The sequence below is a fragment of the Pseudomonas sp. TNT2022 ID1044 genome (assembly GCF_028656895.1).
In the GTDB taxonomy this organism is placed as follows: Bacteria; Pseudomonadota; Gammaproteobacteria; order Pseudomonadales; family Pseudomonadaceae; genus Aquipseudomonas; species Aquipseudomonas reinekei.
The window spans coordinates 461127-477640 of the sequence record NZ_JAMDHB010000022.1 but is presented as its reverse complement, the minus strand read 5'-3'; the positions used below and the strand labels follow the sequence as shown (position 1 = coordinate 477640).

Here is a 16514-nt window from a genome sequence, read left to right as displayed (position 1 = left end):
ACCTCAGCGCGCCTGTCCCTTAAGGTAGGGCGCGAATAGACAACCGGCCGGCCCAAGATCACTTGGACTCGACCCAAGACGGACGCCTATGAACCCGAATTTTCTAGATTTCGAACAGCCGATCGCCGACCTGCAAGCCAAGATCGAAGAGTTGCGCTTGGTCGGTAATGACAATTCGCTGAATATCGGCGATGAGATCTCCCGCCTGCAGGACAAGAGCAAAACGCTGACCGAAGACATTTTCGGCAAGCTGACCAGCTGGCAGATCGCACGTCTGGCGCGCCACCCGAAACGTCCTTACACCCTGGACTACATCGAACACATCTTTACCGAGTTCGACGAATTGCACGGTGATCGTCACTTCTCCGACGACGCAGCCATCGTCGGCGGTATCGCCCGTCTGGACGACCAGCCGGTGATGATCATCGGTCACCAGAAAGGCCGTGAAGTGCGCGAGAAAGTTCGCCGCAACTTCGGCATGCCGCGCCCGGAAGGCTACCGCAAGGCGTGCCGCCTGATGGAAATGGCCGAACGCTTCAAGATGCCGATCCTGACCTTCATCGACACCCCGGGCGCCTACCCGGGCATCGATGCCGAAGAGCGCAACCAGAGTGAAGCGATCGCCTGGAACCTGCGTGTGATGGCGCGCCTGAAAACCCCGATCATCGCCACCGTAATCGGCGAAGGTGGATCCGGCGGTGCATTGGCCATCGGCGTTTGCGATCAGCTGAACATGCTGCAGTACTCGACCTACGCGGTGATCTCGCCGGAAGGTTGCGCTTCGATCCTGTGGAAAACCGCCGAGAAAGCTCCGGATGCCGCTGAAGCGATGGGCATCACCGCCGAGCGCCTCAAAGGCCTGGGCATCGTCGACAAGGTGATTGGTGAGCCTTTGGGTGGCGCCCACCGTGACCCGGCGGCTGCAGCGGCTTCGATCCGTGCCGAGCTGAGCTCGCAACTGGCGATGCTCAAGAAACTCGACAACAAGGCGCTGCTGGACCGTCGTTACGAGCGCCTGATGAGCTACGGTCTCTGATCGAACACGCAGTACCCATGTGGGAGCGAGCCTACTCGCGAAAGCGGTATGACAGTCAGCAACTGTGTTGAATGTTAAGCCGCCTTCGCGAGCCGGCTCGCTCCCACATTTGATTTGTGCAATGAGGCAGAAATGAGTCAGTCCGCGATTGATTTGCCTTCCAGGCTTCTGCTGAACCTGAAGCCCTGGCGCAACGCCACTACCTGGCACATCGCTTTCTCCGGTGGCCTCGACTCCACCGTCCTGCTGCACCTTCTCGCCCACCTCGCCAAAACCGAATCCCTGCCGGCACTCACCGCCATCCATGTCCATCATGGCCTTCAGGCTGTGGCGGACGCGTGGCCGGAACATTGTCGGTCGGTCTGTGACGCGTTGGGCGTGCCGCTGCAGGTCGTGCACGTGCAGGTGCAACCCGGCGCCAGCCTGGAACGTGCGGCACGGGATGCGCGTTACGGCGCGTTCATTCAGGCGACTCAAGCCAATGAAGTGCTGCTGACCGCGCAACACCGTGACGATCAGGCGGAAACCCTGTTGTTCCGCCTGTTACGTGGGGCAGGGGTGCGAGGGTTGTCGGGGATGCCACGCCAGCGCCCGTTGGGTAACGGGCATTTGCTGAGGCCTTTGCTCGATATCACCAGGACAGAGCTGGAAACCTACGCCAGCGAAAACCATTTGAACTGGATTGAGGATCCTTCCAATCAGGACCGGCAGTTCTCGCGCAATTACCTGCGCCATCAGGTGTTCCCGGCGTTGACGGCGCGCTTCCCGCAGGCAATGGCGACCATGGCTCGCAGCGCCGCACATCTGAGTGAGGCGCAGGCATTACTCGATGATCTTGCGCAAATCGACTTGAGTCAGGCGAGCACGCCAAGTGATTTCGATTGGCTGGGCTTGCCGTCTCTGGAACTGGCCGGGCTGGAAAAGCTTTCCGTTGCCCGCCAGCGTAACGCGCTCAGCCACTGGCTCGAACCGCTCACCCGACTGCCCGACAGCGACCATTGGTCGGGTTGGGACAGTTTACGTGATGCAGCCGTGGACGCCCGCCCGATCTGGCGGCTGGCGGATGGCGAGTTGCATCGGGCAGGTGGGCGTCTATGGTGGTTGTCGGGTGGTTGGTTGGACCCGGTGCTCGCAGCAGGGGAGTGGCCTGACCCCGCGCAGCCGCGCGCGTTGCCCGGCAATGGCGTACTGATGTTAACGGGGCAAATCCCCGATGGCCCGTTGCAGATCCGCTATCGTGAAGGTGGCGAAATCATGGAGTTGCCGCCGCGCGGCCATCGCGATCTGAAGCGTTTGCTTAACGAGCGGGGAGTGCCGCAGTTTGTGCGCGGCAGATTGCCGCTGCTGTTCAAGGGCGGGCAATTGCTGGCGGTGCCGAACCTTCAGGGGTTGGAGAGTGGTGCGGGGGGAAACTGGAATTTGCATTGGCAGCCGCCGAACGAAGATCAAGGTTTGAGCTGAAAGGGGCTTTCCGGTAGACTACGCTCCCTTCTTGATACAACTTCTGTGGATTCGCCTGAATTGCAGGAGTTGCCGATTACCAAGCAGTCTTTGCTGGGCGATTCCAAAAAATGTGTAGCGAGCAACGTACCGGTGTTTCATCTTCCGGTCTGTCCCAACGCGGCGGTTTTTTTGAAAGGTGCACTGTGATTAATGCAGGTGATCGGGGGCTTCGGCCTTCCTTCGCTTTCCCCGGCGGCTCGGACCGCTTTAACGCAGACTTCTAGGGTTTTTCATGACGCGCTACATATTCGTCACGGGCGGTGTTGTTTCTTCATTGGGGAAAGGCATTGCATCGGCATCATTGGCGGCCATCCTGGAGGCGCGGGGACTTAAGGTCACCATGCTGAAGCTGGACCCGTACATCAACGTCGACCCGGGCACCATGAGCCCGTTCCAGCACGGTGAAGTGTTCGTCACCCACGACGGCGCCGAGACCGATCTGGACCTGGGCCACTACGAGCGGTTCATCCGCACGACCATGACCCAGAACAACAACTTCACCACCGGCCGTGTCTACGAACACGTGCTGCGCAAAGAGCGCCGTGGTGATTACCTGGGCGCAACCATCCAGGTGATTCCGCACATCACCGACGAAATCAAGCGCCGCATCATCAAGGGTGCAGGCGATGCCGACGTGGCAATGGTCGAGATCGGTGGCACCGTAGGTGACATCGAGTCGCAACCTTTCCTCGAAGCCATCCGCCAGCTGCGTTTCGAAGTCGGCGCCAAGCGCGCGATGTTGATGCACCTGACACTGGTGCCCTACATCGCCACGGCCGGCGAAACCAAAACCAAGCCAACCCAGCACTCGGTCAAGGAACTGCGTTCCATCGGCCTGCAGCCAGACGTGCTGGTCTGCCGCTCCGATCACCCGATCGACATTTCTTCGCGCCGCAAGATCGCGCAGTTCACCAACGTTGAAGAACGTGCGGTCATCGCGCTGGAAGACGCCGACACCATCTACAAGATCCCGGGCATCCTGCACTCCCAGGGCCTGGACGATTTCGTCGTCGAGCGTTTCGGCTTGCAGTGTGGCGGTGCCGATCTGTCCGAGTGGGAAGCCGTGGTCGACGCCAAGCTCAATCCTGAGCACGAAGTCACCATCGCCATGGTCGGCAAGTACATGGAACTGCTGGACGCCTACAAGTCGCTGATCGAAGCGATGAGTCATGCCGGCATCAGCAACCGCACCAAGGTCAACCTGCGCTACATCGATTCCGAAGACATCGAAAACCAGGGCACTGCGCTGCTCGAAGGCGTCGATGCGATTCTGGTGCCGGGCGGCTTCGGTCTGCGTGGCGTGGAAGGCAAGATCACTGCTGTCCAATATGCTCGCGAAAACAAGGTTCCCTACCTGGGCATCTGCCTGGGCATGCAAGTGGCTGTCATCGAGTTCGCTCGTAACGTCATGGGCTGGAAAGACGCCAACTCCACCGAGTTCGATCGTGCAAGCGGTCACCCGGTCGTAGGCCTGATCACCGAGTGGGAAGATGCCACCGGTGCCGTCGAAACCCGTACCGAAACCTCCGACCTGGGCGGCACCATGCGCCTCGGCGCGCAGGATTGCCTGCTGGAACCGGGTTCGCTGGTTCACGATTGCTATGGCAAGGACGTGATCGTTGAACGTCACCGTCATCGTTATGAAGTGAACAACAACCTGCTGCCGAAAATCATGGAAGCCGGCCTGAAAATCTCAGGTCGCTCCGGTGATGGTGCGCTGGTTGAAGTGGTTGAAGCACCGGATCATCCATGGTTCGTCGCTTGCCAGTTCCACCCTGAGTTCACCTCGACGCCACGCGACGGTCACCCGTTGTTCAGCGGTTTCGTCAAGGCAGCTTTGGCTCAACACCAGAAGAAGGCGTAAACCTGATGGCGCAGAAGATCATCCGCGTAGGCGATATCGAGATTGCCAACGACAAGCCAATGGTGCTGTTCGGCGGCATGAACGTGCTGGAAAGCCGCGACATGGCGATGCAAGTCTGCGAAGAGTACGTGAAGGTTACCCAGAAACTGGGTATCCCTTACGTGTTCAAGGCCAGCTTCGACAAGGCCAACCGTTCCTCCGTGACCTCTTACCGTGGCCCCGGCCTGGAAGAGGGCATGCGGATTTTCCAGGACATCAAGCAAGCCTTCGGCGTGCCGATCATCACCGACGTCCACGAGCCTGAGCAGGCGGCGGTCGTCGCTGAAGTCTGCGACATCATTCAGCTGCCGGCCTTCCTGTCGCGCCAGACCGACCTCGTCGTCGCAATGGCCAGGACCGGCGCGGTGATCAACATCAAGAAAGCCCAGTTCCTCGCGCCTCAGGAAATGAAACATATCCTGAACAAGTGCGTGGAAGCGGGTAACGATCAGTTGATCCTCTGCGAACGTGGTTCGAGCTTCGGCTACAACAACCTGGTCGTCGACATGCTCGGCTTCGGCATCATGAAGCAGTTCGAATACCCGGTGTTCTTCGACGTGACCCACGCGCTGCAAATGCCGGGTGGTCGCGCCGATTCAGCCGGCGGTCGCCGCGCTCAGGTCCTCGATCTGGCGAAAGCCGGCATGAGCCAATCCCTGGCCGGTCTGTTCCTCGAAGCTCACCCGGATCCGGACAACGCCAAGTGCGACGGCCCTTGCGCCTTGCGTCTGGACAAACTGGAGCCATTTCTGGCCCAGCTCAAAGCCCTGGACGAACTGGTAAAGAGTTTTCCGACGGTAGAAACCGCGTAGCATCGGAATTCGGTTGTAGGAGCCGGCTTGCTGGCGATAGCGTCCTTACGGGCCCCATCGCCGGCAAGCCGGCTCCTACAAGTGTGACCTACAAGTTATAAATCGATCAGTAAGCGTTTTCGTCAACTTTGGAGTGTTTACAACAATGGCTAAAATCGTCGACATCAAAGGTCGTGAAGTTCTCGACTCCCGTGGCAATCCCACCGTGGAAGCGGACGTGCTTCTCGACAACGGCATCATCGGCAGTGCTTGCGCGCCGTCCGGTGCTTCCACTGGCTCGCGTGAAGCACTCGAGCTGCGTGATGGCGACAAGAGCCGTTACCTGGGCAAGGGCGTACTCAAAGCCGTAGCCAACATCAACGGTCCGATCCGCGATCTGTTGAAAGGTATGGACCCAAGCGACCAGAAAGCCCTCGATCTGGCGATGATCAAGCTCGACGGTACTGAAAACAAGGCAACCCTGGGCGCCAACGCCATCCTCGCCGTTTCCCTGGCCGCGGCCAAGGCAGCAGCACAGGACCAGGACCTGCCGCTGTACGCCCACATTGCCAACCTGAACGGCACCCCGGGTGTTTACTCGATGCCGGTTCCGATGATGAACATCATCAACGGTGGCGAGCACGCCGATAACAACGTCGACATCCAGGAATTCATGGTTCAGCCGGTTGGCGCCAAGTCTTTCTCGGAAGGTCTGCGCATGGGCACCGAGATTTTCCACCACCTCAAAGCCGTGCTGAAGGCCCGTGGCCTGAGCACTGCCGTCGGTGACGAAGGTGGTTTCGCACCAAACCTGGCTTCCAACGAAGACGCGCTGAAAGTGATCTCCGAAGCAGTGGCCAACGCTGGCTACAAACTCGGCACTGACGTGACCCTGGCTCTGGACTGCGCGGCCAGCGAATTCTACGAAGACGGCAAGTACAACCTGTCCGGCGAAGGCCAGGTGTTCACCGCCGAAGGTTTCGCTGATTACCTGAAAGGCCTGACCGAGCGTTACCCGATCATCTCCATCGAAGATGGCCTGGACGAGTCCGACTGGGCTGGCTGGAAAATCCTCACCGACAAGATCGGCGAGAAGACTCAGCTGGTAGGCGACGATCTGTTTGTGACCAACACCAAGATCCTGAAAGAAGGCATCGATAAAAAGATCGCCAACTCGATCCTGATCAAGTTCAACCAGATCGGCACCCTGACCGAAACCCTGGAAGCCATCCAGATGGCCAAGGCTGCCGGTTACACCGCCGTGATCTCGCACCGCTCCGGCGAAACCGAAGATTCGACCATTGCCGACCTGGCCGTGGGCACCTCGGCTGGCCAGATCAAGACCGGCTCCCTGTGCCGTTCCGATCGCGTTTCCAAGTACAACCAACTGCTGCGTATCGAAGAGCAGTTGAACGGTAAAGCCAAGTACAACGGCCGTAGCGAGTTCCGCGGTTAATTGAGTACATGGTAAAAAAGTCAGCGGATCGTGTCGGAAAAATCGCTACAGCGACGTTTTTGCCACTAATCTGATGCCTTAAGAGCACAAGCCTGGTTCTTCCAGGCTTCGTGCTATCAGTAGCTTCATGTTTTGGTGTGGCTGTCTTTTTTCACTGGATACCTGATATTCGATGCGCAGTCCCAATTGGTTGTTCCTCGTCTTGCTCCTGTTGCTGGCTGGCCTGCAATACCGCCTGTGGGTGGGTGATGGCAGCCTGGCGCAAGTGGCCGAGCTGACTCAGCAGATTGCCGATCAGCAAGCTGAGAACCAGACGTTGCTGGAGCGCAATCGGGTGATGGACGCTGAAGTCAGTGAGTTGAAAAAGGGCATGGAGACCGTCGAAGAGCGGGCTCGCCACGAGTTGGGCATGGTCAAGGACGGTGAAACCCTTTACCAGTTGGCACAATGAACCAGACGTTACCGGCCTTCTGGGCCGTGATTCCCGCCGCGGGCGTTGGCGCCCGTATGGCCGCGGACCGTCCCAAGCAGTATTTGCAATTGGGCGGGCGCACTATTCTCGAACACAGCCTCGGCTGTTTCCTTGATCATCCTTGCCTGAAAGGCCTGGTGGTCAGTCTTGCTGTTGATGATCCTTATTGGCCGAATCTGGCGTGTGCTGTCGATAAACGTATCCACCGCGTTGACGGCGGCGCCGAGCGTTCCGGTTCGGTGCTCAATGCCTTGCTGCACTTGCATGCGTTGGGTGCGGAAGATGAGGATTGGGTGCTGGTGCACGACGCTGCCCGGCCCAACCTGAGCCGCGACGATCTGGACAAGTTGTTGGGCGAGCTGGCTGAAGACCCGGTGGGCGGGCTGTTGGCGGTTCCTGCACGGGATACGCTCAAGCGGGTCGATAAACAGGGTCGTGTGGTTGAGACCGTGGATCGCAGTGTGATCTGGCAGGCTTATACGCCGCAGATGTTTCGCCTCGGTGCGTTGCATCGGGCGTTGGCCGACAGTCTGGTGGCGGACGCAGTCATCACCGATGAAGCGTCGGCCATGGAGTGGTCCGGGATGGCGCCGCGCTTGATTGAAGGGCGATCCGATAACCTCAAAGTCACGCGCCCTGAAGACCTGGAATGGTTGCGTCAGCGTTGGGCTAACCGACGTTAACCCTGATACTCCGGCCTTTCGGCCAACCCTTCCTTTAGATAATCGACCAATTTGCGCACCTTCGGCGACAAGTGCCGTTGCTGTGGATACAACGCCCACACCGCCGTATTGGGCGGTTGATGCGCTTCCAACAGCGAAATCAACGCGCCGCTTTTCAGATGCTCCAGCACGTAATAATCCGGCAACTGACACAACCCCACGCCTTGCAGTGCCGCGTCCAACACCGCCTGCCCACTGTTGCATCGCCAGTTTCCCTGCACCCGTTGCGAATATTCCCGCCCGTTCTGTTCCAGTTGCCACAGGTCAGAACTGCCGATGAGGCAGTTATGGCGGCTCAGTTCCGACAAGCTGTGTGGGCGACCGTACCGCTCAAGGTAAGACGCAGAGGCGCAAAGAAACATGCGCCGTGGCGCTAGGCGGGTGGCGACCAGTCTTGAGTCCTGCAAGCGCCCGAGGCGGATCGCCAGGTCGAGGCCTTCGTGCACCAGGTCGAGTTGCCGATTGCTCAACTCGATGTCGATCCGCAGTTGCGGGTAAAGCCCCATGAAACGGGTAACCAGGGGCACGATGAAGCGTTCGCCGTAAGCCACGGCGCAGGTCATGCGCAACATGCCTTTGGGTTCGCTGGTCAGGTCGCCGACGGCGCGCAGTGCTTCTTCGCGTCCATCCTGCAGACGTTGGCAATGTTGTAGAAAAGTCTGCCCGGCTTCAGTCAGCGTCACCCGCCGCGTGCTGCGGTAGAGCAAACGGGTTTGCAGACGCTCTTCAAGGCGTACGATTTGTCGACTGATATGCGAGGAAGAAACGCCCAAGCGGTCGGCGGCAGCGGTGAACTGGCTGCATTCGGCGACGGCGACGAATTCGTCGATGCCTTCCCAGCGGTTATCGGACATAAAAGATTATCCCTGTATGGCAATAATGTTTTGCTTTTGTCCGGATTATTCACCGTAAGGCGCTGTATTACACTCACTGTCTCGTTTTTATTCACTGGAGAATCACCATGATCAAGTCGCGCGCCGCCGTTGCCTTCGAGGCCAAGAAACCTCTGGAGATCGTTGAAGTCGATGTCGCCATGCCCAAGGCCGGTGAAGTGTTGCTGCGCGTGGTGGCCTCCGGTGTTTGCCATACCGATGCCTACACCTTGTCCGGTGCCGACCCGGAAGGCATCTTCCCGTCTATCCTCGGTCACGAAGGCGGGGCGATTGTCGAAGCGATCGGCGAGGGTGTGACTTCCGTCGCAGTCGGCGATCACGTGATCCCGCTCTACACCCCGGAATGCCGCCAGTGCAAATTCTGCCTGTCGGGCAAAACCAACCTGTGCCAGGCCATTCGCGCAACCCAGGGCAAAGGCCTGATGCCGGACGGCACTTCGCGTTTTTCCTACAAGGGTGAAACGATTTTCCACTACATGGGCACGTCGACGTTCTCCGAGTACACCGTGCTGCCGGAAATCTCGGTCGCCAAAATTGCCAAAGAAGCACCGCTGGAAAAAGTCTGCCTGCTGGGTTGCGGCGTCACCACCGGCATCGGCGCAGTGCTCAACACTGCCAAGGTGAAACCAGGTGATACCGTGGCCATTTTCGGCCTCGGCGGCATCGGTCTTTCCGCTGTCATCGGCGCGGTAAAAGCCAAGGCTGCGCGGATCATTGCCATTGACATCAACCCCGCCAAATTCGAGATCGCCAGACAGTTGGGTGCAACCGATTGTGTAAACCCGAAAGACTTCGATCGTCCGATCCAGGAAGTCATCGTCGACATGACCGATGGCGGCGTCGACTTCTCGTTCGAGTGCATCGGTAATGTGCAACTGATGCGTGCAGCGCTCGAGTGCTGCCACAAGGGCTGGGGCGAGTCGGTGATTATCGGCGTTGCCGGCGCCGGTCAGGAAATCTCCACCCGTCCGTTCCAGCTGGTCACCGGTCGCGTCTGGCGCGGTTCGGCGTTTGGTGGCGTGCGTGGTCGCACCGAGTTGCCAAGCTACGTGGAAATGGCCGAAACCGGCGAAATCCCGCTGGATACTTTCATCACCCACACCATGGGCCTGGAAGATATCAACAAGGCTTTCGACCTGATGCATGAAGGGAAAAGCATCCGCACTGTCATCCATTTCTAAAAGCGGCGGCGAGCGACGAGCCCCAAGCTACAAGAAGAGCGCACCGTGCCTCTGCTTGCAGCTTCAGGCTTGAAGCTCGCCACTGGGAGAATCCCCATGACTTTGGAAAACATTTCCTGCCAGAAAAGCTTCGGCGGCTGGCACAAGCGCTATCGCCATCGCTCCGAAGTGCTCGGCTGTGACATGGTGTTCGCCGTGTACCTGCCGCCGCAAGCGGAGCAGGGCGGCAAGCTGCCGGTGCTGTACTGGCTGTCCGGCCTGACCTGTACTGACGAGAACTTCATGCAGAAGGCCGGCGCCATGCGCATGGCCGCCGAGCTGGGGTTGATCATTGTTGCGCCGGACACCAGCCCTCGGGGTCCTGATGTTCCGGGGGATCCGGAGGGTGCGTGGGACTTTGGCCTCGGTGCCGGGTTCTATTTGAATGCCACGCAGGCACCGTGGTCTCGGCATTATCGGATGCATGACTATGTCGTGCAGGAACTGCCTGACTTGGTTGAAGCCCATTTCCCGGCATCGGACAAGCGCGGCATCAGCGGTCACTCCATGGGTGGCCACGGTGCGCTGGTGTGTGCCTTGCGCAATCCGGGGCGTTATCTGTCGGTGTCGGCGTTCTCGCCGATCAACAATCCGATGGACTGCCCGTGGGGGCAGAAGGCCTTTTCCCGTTATCTGGGTGAAGACCGTTCGAAATGGCGCGAATGGGATGCCTGCGCATTGATTGCCGAGGCCCGCGAGCAGTTGCCGCTGTTGGTCGACCAAGGTGATCGCGACGATTTCCTCGTCAACCAGCTCAAGCCGCAAGCCTTGCAACAGGCGACCAGACTGGCCGGGCATCCGCTGACGTTGCGCCTGCAACCTCGCTACGACCACAGTTATTTCTTCATCGCCAGTTTCATCGAAGATCACTTGCAACATCACGCGCATGCTCTAGGTGCTCAATAGCAGGTAGAATCACGCCCTGACAAAAATCGGGGCGTTTTTTTATGCGTATTGGCCACGGCTATGATGTGCACCGTTTCGCTGAAGGCGATTTCATTACTCTGGGCGGCGTGCGCATAGCACACAGCTTCGGGCTGCTCGCTCATTCCGACGGTGACGTCCTGCTGCACGCCTTGAGCGATGCCTTGCTCGGCGCGGCTGCGCTGGGTGACATCGGCAAGCATTTCCCGGACACCGACCCGCAATTCAAGGGCGCCGACAGCCGTGCGCTGTTGCGTCATGTCGTCGCACTGATCCACGCCAAAGGCTGGAAGGTCGGCAACGTCGATAACACCATCGTCGCCCAGGCGCCGAAAATGGCTCCGCATATCGAATCGATGCGTGCGCTGATTGCCGCGGATCTTCAAGTTGAGTTGGATCAAGTGAATGTGAAAGCTACCACCACCGAAAAGCTTGGCTTTGTCGGTCGCGAAGAAGGCATTGCCGTGCACTCCGTTGCCTTGTTGCTGCGCGCATGAACGAACTGCAACTGCTCGGCCCGCGGGCCTATGGTGAACCCCTCGGCACTGCGGCGCTGAAAGCCATCGCCGAAGATTTTCAGGTCGATGAAGTCCTTGATATTCCCTTGAGTGGCGACGGCGAACATCTGTGGATCTGGGTGGAAAAGCGCGGCCTGAATACTGAAGAAGCAGCACGGCGGATTGCCAAGGCCGCGGGCGTTTCCTTGCGCACGGTCAGCTATGCCGGGCTCAAGGATCGTCAGGCGCTGACACGTCAGTGGTTCAGCGTGCAACTGCCGGGTAAGGCCGATCCGGATCTGTCGGCAGCCGAAAACGACACGTTGAAAATCCTCAAGACCAGCCGCCACAAACGCAAGCTGCAACGCGGTGCGCACTCGGCCAATGGTTTCACGCTGCGTCTGACCCGGTTCGCCGGCGACAAGGCTGCGATCGAGGCGCGCCTGCAACTGATCGCCAAGCAGGGCATTCCCAATTATTTCGGTGCCCAGCGTTTCGGGCATGATGGCGGCAACGTGGTTGACGCCCGTGCCTGGGCCGCGCGCAAGGCTTTGCCGGAGCAACGCAATGTGCGTTCGCGCCTGCTGTCCACGGCCCGCAGTTTTCTGTTTAACCAGGTATTGGCCGCGCGTGTTGCCGACGGTACCTGGCAGCATGCCCAGGTCGGTGACTTGCTGGCGTTTACCGATAGCCGCAGTTTTTTTCCGGCCGGTGAGGCCGAATGCAGCGACCCGCGCCTGGCGATTCTCGATCTGCACCCGACAGGGCCGCAGTGGGGCGAAGGTGACTCGCCGGCCACGGGCGCTGTCCATGAACTGGAGCAGGCAATCGCCGCGCGCGAAGCAGACCTTCGCGATTGGTTGATTAACGCCGGTATGAGCCACGAACGTCGCATCCTGCGGCTGCCCATTGGTGGGTTGACGTGGCATTATCCCGAGCCTGACATTCTGCAACTGGAATTCGTCCTGCCGGCCGGATGCTTTGCCACCGTATTGGTGCGCGAGCTCGTTGATCTGGTGCCGGTGGGGCAGACGGACAGCCCATGCGTATTCTGATTTCTAACGACGATGGGGTAACCGCACCCGGTCTCGCCGCGCTTTATGCTGCGCTGGCGGATGACAACGAGTGTGTGGTTATCGCCCCGGACCAGGACAAAAGCGGCGCCAGCAGCTCGCTGACGCTCGACCGTCCGTTGCACCCGCACACACTGGGCAACGGTTTCATCAGCATCAACGGCACACCGACCGATTGCGTGCACCTGGGCCTCAATGGCTTGCTGGACCGCGAAGTGGACATGGTGGTTTCCGGGATCAACCTGGGCGCCAACCTGGGCGACGATGTGCTGTATTCCGGCACGGTGGCGGCGGCTTTGGAAGGGCGTTTCCTGGAGCGTCCTGCGTTCGCCTTTTCGTTGGTCTCACGCCAGGTCGAGAACCTGCCCACAGCGGCGTACTTCGCGCGCAAGCTGGTCGAGGCTCATGCGGATCTCGACCTGCCACCGCGCACGGTACTCAACGTGAACATTCCCAACTTGCCGCTGGAACACATCCGCGGCATCCAGTTGACCCGCCTCGGGCATCGCGCCCGCGCCGCGGCGCCGATCAAAGTAGTCGACCCGCGCGGCAAGGCCGGTTATTGGATCGCGGCGGCCGGGGATGCCGAAGATGGCGGCCCGGGCACCGATTTCCATGCGGTGATGCAGGGGTATGTTTCAATCACCCCGCTGCAGCTCGATCGAACCTTCAATGATGCCTTCAGAAGTCTTGATGGCTGGCTGGAGGGGCTGCGCTGATGACTCGTGGACAAGACGATATGCTGCATCGCGGCATAGGCATGACCTCGCAACGGACCCGCGAGCGACTTATCCAGCGACTGTATGAGGAAGGGGTGTCCAACGCCAAGGTGCTGGAAGTCATCCGTCGCACGCCGCGTCACCTGTTCGTCGACGAGGCGCTGGCACACCGGGCCTACGAGGACACGGCGCTGCCGATCGGGCATAACCAGACCATCTCCCAGCCTTATATGGTGGCTCGCATGAGCGAGTTGCTGCTGGAAGCCGGGCCGTTGGACAAGGTCATGGAAATCGGCACCGGTTCCGGCTATCAGACGGCGGTATTGTCGCAACTGGTGGAGCGGGTATTTTCCGTCGAGCGCATCAAGGTGCTGCAGGACCGGGCCAAGGAACGTCTGGTCGAGTTGAACCTGCGTAACGTGGTGTTTCGCTGGGGCGATGGCTGGGAGGGCTGGCCGGCGCTGGCACCGTACAACGGGATCATCGTGACCGCGGTGGCCACCGATGTCCCTCAAGCCTTGCTCGATCAATTGGCACCCGGCGGGCGTCTGGTGATTCCGGTGGGGTCCGGTGAGGTTCAACAATTGTTGCTGATCATTCGGGAAGAACAGGGCTTTTCCCGGCGCGTTTTGGGGAACGTTCGCTTCGTTCCTTTGCTCAATGGGCCACTGGCCTGAGCATTTATTCCGACGCGCTGAATTCTCTTCGATTGCCTCTGTCTTACAGCGGCGTCGATTGGTTAAACGGGTTGGTTTGGCGAACAGCAAACGTGTGCGCCCAGCCAAATCGCTTCATTAAGGGTAAAGCCTGCACGGCCCGTTATACTGGCGACATAGCATGCCGGATCACGGCAAATCACATTTTCAGCCACCACAAAGGGAGCGGCGGGTGAGTCTCACAGTCATTGCGCAGCGTATGGGTACAACGAGCTTTCAGCGCCTGGTGACTGGCCTTGTCTTGAGCACCTTGCTGGTGGGTTGTTCCAGCACGAAATCCAGCAACGTCCGGGTAGTCGATCGTAACAATGCCGCGCCCCAGCGCCCGATCGTGACGACCGGTCAGTATGTGGTTCGACCAAAAGACACCCTGTTTTCGATCGCGTTCCGCTACGGTTGGGACTACAAGGCTCTGGCCGCACGTAACAACATTCCTGCGCCGTACACGATTCGCCCGGGTCAGGCGATTCGCTTTGATGGCCGCACCGGTTCAACGCCGACAGCGGTGGTGAGTTCGTCCAGTTCGTCGCCTTCATCCTCGAGTAAAACCACGGTCATCCGGCGTCCGGTTGGCGGTTCTACCTCGACCACGACCACGGTTGTACCGTCCGTCGCCAACAAGCCGGCACCCGCTCCAATGCCTCCCGCCGGCCCGGCCCCGACCGGCTGGGGATGGCCATCCAATGGCATTTTGATTGGAAAATTCTCTTCAAACGGTAGTTTGAATAAAGGAATTGATATCGCCGGAGATTTGGGACAGCCTGTTTTAGCTGCGTCTGATGGGACGGTGGTATACGCCGGGAGTGGCTTAAGGGGCTACGGCGAATTAGTCATCATCAAACACAGCGAAACCTACGTCAGTGCCTACGGACATAACCGCAGGCTGTTGGTTCGGGAGGGGCAGCAGGTCAAGGTCGGACAGACAATTGCCGAAATGGGGTCCACGGGTACAGACCGGGTGAAACTGCATTTTGAGATTCGCCGCCAAGGTAAACCAGTAGATCCGCTGCAGTTCCTGCCACGCCGTTGATCGCTACCAGCCTGTTCCGTCGCGTAGAGGGGACAGGCTCCAGCGTTGCCAAGGATAAAGGCGCCGCTTGAGCTTGAGGTCGAACTCACCAAAGGACTATAACAATGGCTCTCAGTAAAGAAGTGCCGGAGTTTGACATCGACGATGAGGTTCTCCTGATGGAGACCGGCATCGGTACGGATTCGATGTCGAATGATGAAGGGGCGGCTCCACCTTCCGTTCGTGCCAAATCCAAACACTCCGCGTCGTTGAAACAACACAAGTACATTGACTACACGCGTGCACTTGATGCCACGCAGCTGTATCTCAATGAAATCGGCTTTTCCCCTCTGTTGTCCCCCGAAGAAGAAGTTCATTTTGCGCGCTTGTCGCAAAGTGGAGATCCGGCCGGGCGCAAACGCATGATTGAAAGTAATTTGCGACTGGTGGTGAAAATCGCCCGGCGCTATGTCAATCGTGGGTTGTCGCTGCTGGATCTGATCGAAGAGGGCAACCTCGGCCTGATTCGGGCGGTGGAAAAGTTCGACCCTGAGCGCGGCTTCCGCTTTTCGACCTACGCAACCTGGTGGATTCGTCAGACCATCGAGCGCGCGATCATGAATCAGACCCGGACCATCCGGTTGCCGATTCATGTGGTCAAGGAGCTCAATGTGTACCTGCGGGCTGCACGGGAGCTGACGCAAAAACTCGACCATGAACCCTCTCCCGAAGAAATCGCCAACCTGCTGGAAAAACCGGTAGCAGAGGTCAAGCGCATGCTCGGCCTCAACGAGCGGGTTTCTTCGGTCGACGTCTCGCTGGGTCCGGATTCGGATAAAACCCTGCTGGACACCCTCACCGACGATCGTCCAACCGATCCGTGCGAACTGCTGCAGGATGACGACCTGTCCCAGAGCATCGATCAATGGCTCTCCGAGCTCACTGACAAGCAGCGTGAAGTGGTTGTACGCCGCTTCGGTCTGCGCGGTCACGAGAGCAGCACCCTTGAAGATGTAGGTCTGGAAATCGGCCTGACCCGCGAACGAGTCAGACAGATTCAGGTTGAAGGCCTCAAGCGTCTGCGGGAGATCCTGGAGAAAAACGGCCTGTCCAGCGAGTCGCTGTTTCAATAAGCGATACGTTTGTCGGCCAACAAAAAGCCCCGATCTTCGGGGCTTTTTGCTATCTGGGAATCTGGCTTTCAGTGCGGAGGATATCACCGCGGGTTTGTCGTCTCGCGATGTAAGCCTTTGCTTACTCTTTCGTAAGTGTTCAGTATTTTTACACGGTGGCAGTCGGCCATGATTTGCAGCGATGGCTTCTATCACAATGATAATAAAGGGAATATTTAAAGATTAAGGATGTGTGACAAGCCATTCCGGCGCAGGAGGGCGATTGCTCTTGGTGAGGAACGCTCTAGTATCCGGGTTGTGTCGACGGATAGACACGCCCTTCAAGGATGAGGGGAAAGGAACTCGCAGGACGCGATTCATCAGGACGATGAAAAGGAACACAGGGAATAGGGAAAAAATGTGGGCGGGTCAAACCGCCCCTTTTTTTTGCTCGCAGAAAAGCAAAAA

Annotated in this window: 16 protein-coding genes; 15 read left to right on the top strand and 1 reads right to left on the bottom strand. The window is 58.9% G+C overall.

Features of this window, described 5'->3' with window-relative positions; all coding sequences use genetic code 11:
- The first annotated feature begins 88 nt into the window (after positions 1–88).
- The 7 genes from M5G20_RS24655 to ispD all read left to right on the top strand — a co-directional run bounded on the left by M5G20_RS24655 (position 89) and on the right by ispD (position 7844).
- Positions 89–1036, top strand: coding sequence for an acetyl-CoA carboxylase carboxyltransferase subunit alpha (locus M5G20_RS24655; protein WP_150732108.1), 948 nt, complete (start codon positions 89–91; stop codon positions 1034–1036).
- Positions 1037–1168: 132 nt separating this feature from the next.
- Positions 1169–2497 carry a tRNA lysidine(34) synthetase TilS gene (gene tilS / locus M5G20_RS24650; protein WP_273921291.1) on the top strand — a complete coding sequence of 443 codons (1329 nt, stop codon included), beginning with the start codon at positions 1169–1171 and terminating at the stop codon, positions 2495–2497.
- 274 nt (positions 2498–2771) lie between these two features.
- Positions 2772–4403, top strand: a complete 1632-nt coding sequence (locus M5G20_RS24645; protein ID WP_157714753.1) for a CTP synthase — start codon at positions 2772–2774, stop codon at positions 4401–4403.
- 5 nt (positions 4404–4408) lie between these two features.
- Positions 4409–5254, top strand: coding sequence for a 3-deoxy-8-phosphooctulonate synthase (gene kdsA / locus M5G20_RS24640; RefSeq protein ID WP_060541044.1), 846 nt, complete (start codon positions 4409–4411; stop codon positions 5252–5254).
- A 145-nt stretch (positions 5255–5399) separates the two neighbouring features.
- Positions 5400–6689 carry a phosphopyruvate hydratase gene (eno, locus tag M5G20_RS24635; RefSeq protein WP_075946755.1) on the top strand — a complete coding sequence of 430 codons (1290 nt, stop codon included), beginning with the start codon at positions 5400–5402 and terminating at the stop codon, positions 6687–6689.
- Between the two features lie 172 nt (positions 6690–6861).
- The gene (gene ftsB, locus M5G20_RS24630; protein WP_075946756.1) at positions 6862–7140 is read left to right on the top strand and encodes a cell division protein FtsB; all 279 of its coding nucleotides are present in this window, start codon (positions 6862–6864) and stop codon (positions 7138–7140) included.
- Positions 7137–7844, top strand: a complete 708-nt coding sequence (gene ispD / locus M5G20_RS24625; protein ID WP_212625618.1) for a 2-C-methyl-D-erythritol 4-phosphate cytidylyltransferase — start codon at positions 7137–7139, stop codon at positions 7842–7844. Before ftsB ends, ispD begins: the two co-directional genes overlap by 4 nt.
- Here the strand turns inward: ispD and M5G20_RS24620 are convergent.
- Positions 7841–8737 (bottom strand): LysR substrate-binding domain-containing protein, encoded by an 897-nt coding sequence (locus tag M5G20_RS24620; RefSeq protein WP_150732112.1) that lies wholly within the window; start codon positions 8735–8737, stop codon positions 7841–7843. The genes ispD and M5G20_RS24620 overlap by 4 nt on opposite strands.
- A 107-nt stretch (positions 8738–8844) precedes the next feature.
- On the opposite strand from M5G20_RS24620, the gene M5G20_RS24615 reads away from it, so the two are divergent.
- From M5G20_RS24615 to rpoS, 8 genes are all read left to right on the top strand, one after another.
- Positions 8845–9957, top strand: coding sequence for an S-(hydroxymethyl)glutathione dehydrogenase/class III alcohol dehydrogenase (locus tag M5G20_RS24615; protein WP_273921287.1), 1113 nt, complete (start codon positions 8845–8847; stop codon positions 9955–9957).
- Positions 9958–10053: 96 nt separating this feature from the next.
- Entirely contained in the window at positions 10054–10902 is an 849-nt protein-coding gene (fghA, locus tag M5G20_RS24610) for an S-formylglutathione hydrolase (RefSeq protein WP_443218321.1), read from the top strand.
- A gap of 41 nt (positions 10903–10943) precedes the next feature.
- The gene (gene ispF / locus M5G20_RS24605) at positions 10944–11417 is read left to right on the top strand and encodes a 2-C-methyl-D-erythritol 2,4-cyclodiphosphate synthase (RefSeq protein WP_034149878.1); all 474 of its coding nucleotides are present in this window, start codon (positions 10944–10946) and stop codon (positions 11415–11417) included.
- Positions 11414–12472: a tRNA pseudouridine(13) synthase TruD gene (gene truD, locus M5G20_RS24600; protein ID WP_273921286.1), complete on the top strand. Its 1059-nt coding sequence runs from the start codon at positions 11414–11416 to the stop codon at positions 12470–12472. Before ispF ends, truD begins: the two co-directional genes overlap by 4 nt.
- Positions 12460–13209 (top strand): 5'/3'-nucleotidase SurE, encoded by a 750-nt coding sequence (surE, locus tag M5G20_RS24595; RefSeq protein ID WP_273921285.1) that lies wholly within the window; start codon positions 12460–12462, stop codon positions 13207–13209. The genes truD and surE overlap by 13 nt, the downstream gene beginning before the upstream one ends.
- Before the next feature lie 41 nt (positions 13210–13250).
- Complete coding sequence (locus M5G20_RS24590; RefSeq protein ID WP_177336601.1) at positions 13251–13886, top strand: protein-L-isoaspartate(D-aspartate) O-methyltransferase; 636 nt, start codon at positions 13251–13253, stop codon at positions 13884–13886.
- Between the two features lie 211 nt (positions 13887–14097).
- Complete coding sequence (locus M5G20_RS24585; protein ID WP_273921376.1) at positions 14098–14955, top strand: peptidoglycan DD-metalloendopeptidase family protein; 858 nt, start codon at positions 14098–14100, stop codon at positions 14953–14955.
- A gap of 104 nt (positions 14956–15059) precedes the next feature.
- On the top strand, positions 15060–16067 hold the full coding sequence (gene rpoS, locus M5G20_RS24580; RefSeq protein ID WP_056856224.1) for an RNA polymerase sigma factor RpoS: 1008 nt from the start codon (positions 15060–15062) through the stop codon (positions 16065–16067).
- The last annotated feature ends 447 nt before the right edge of the window (positions 16068–16514 follow it).

Bases quoted from the DNA above. Each gene is read 5' to 3' on its own strand.
- M5G20_RS24645 (WP_157714753.1), top strand. From the start codon at position 2,772: ATGACGCGCTACATATTCGTCACGGGCGGTGTTGTTTCTTCATTGGGG.
- kdsA (WP_060541044.1), top strand. From the start codon at position 4,409: ATGGCGCAGAAGATCATCCGCGTAGGCGATATCGAGATTGCCAACGAC.
- M5G20_RS24655 (WP_150732108.1), top strand. From the start codon at position 89: ATGAACCCGAATTTTCTAGATTTCGAACAGCCGATCGCCGACCTGCAA.
- rpoS (WP_056856224.1), top strand. From the start codon at position 15,060: ATGGCTCTCAGTAAAGAAGTGCCGGAGTTTGACATCGACGATGAGGTT.
- ispD (WP_212625618.1), top strand. From the start codon at position 7,137: ATGAACCAGACGTTACCGGCCTTCTGGGCCGTGATTCCCGCCGCGGGC.
- truD (WP_273921286.1), top strand. From the start codon at position 11,414: ATGAACGAACTGCAACTGCTCGGCCCGCGGGCCTATGGTGAACCCCTC.
- tilS (WP_273921291.1), top strand. From the start codon at position 1,169: ATGAGTCAGTCCGCGATTGATTTGCCTTCCAGGCTTCTGCTGAACCTG.
- M5G20_RS24590 (WP_177336601.1), top strand. From the start codon at position 13,251: ATGACCTCGCAACGGACCCGCGAGCGACTTATCCAGCGACTGTATGAG.
- eno (WP_075946755.1), top strand. From the start codon at position 5,400: ATGGCTAAAATCGTCGACATCAAAGGTCGTGAAGTTCTCGACTCCCGT.
- fghA (WP_443218321.1), top strand. From the start codon at position 10,054: ATGACTTTGGAAAACATTTCCTGCCAGAAAAGCTTCGGCGGCTGGCAC.
- ftsB (WP_075946756.1), top strand. From the start codon at position 6,862: ATGCGCAGTCCCAATTGGTTGTTCCTCGTCTTGCTCCTGTTGCTGGCT.
- ispF (WP_034149878.1), top strand. From the start codon at position 10,944: ATGCGTATTGGCCACGGCTATGATGTGCACCGTTTCGCTGAAGGCGAT.
- surE (WP_273921285.1), top strand. From the start codon at position 12,460: ATGCGTATTCTGATTTCTAACGACGATGGGGTAACCGCACCCGGTCTC.
- M5G20_RS24615 (WP_273921287.1), top strand. From the start codon at position 8,845: ATGATCAAGTCGCGCGCCGCCGTTGCCTTCGAGGCCAAGAAACCTCTG.
- M5G20_RS24620 (WP_150732112.1), bottom strand. From the start codon at position 8,737: ATGTCCGATAACCGCTGGGAAGGCATCGACGAATTCGTCGCCGTCGCC.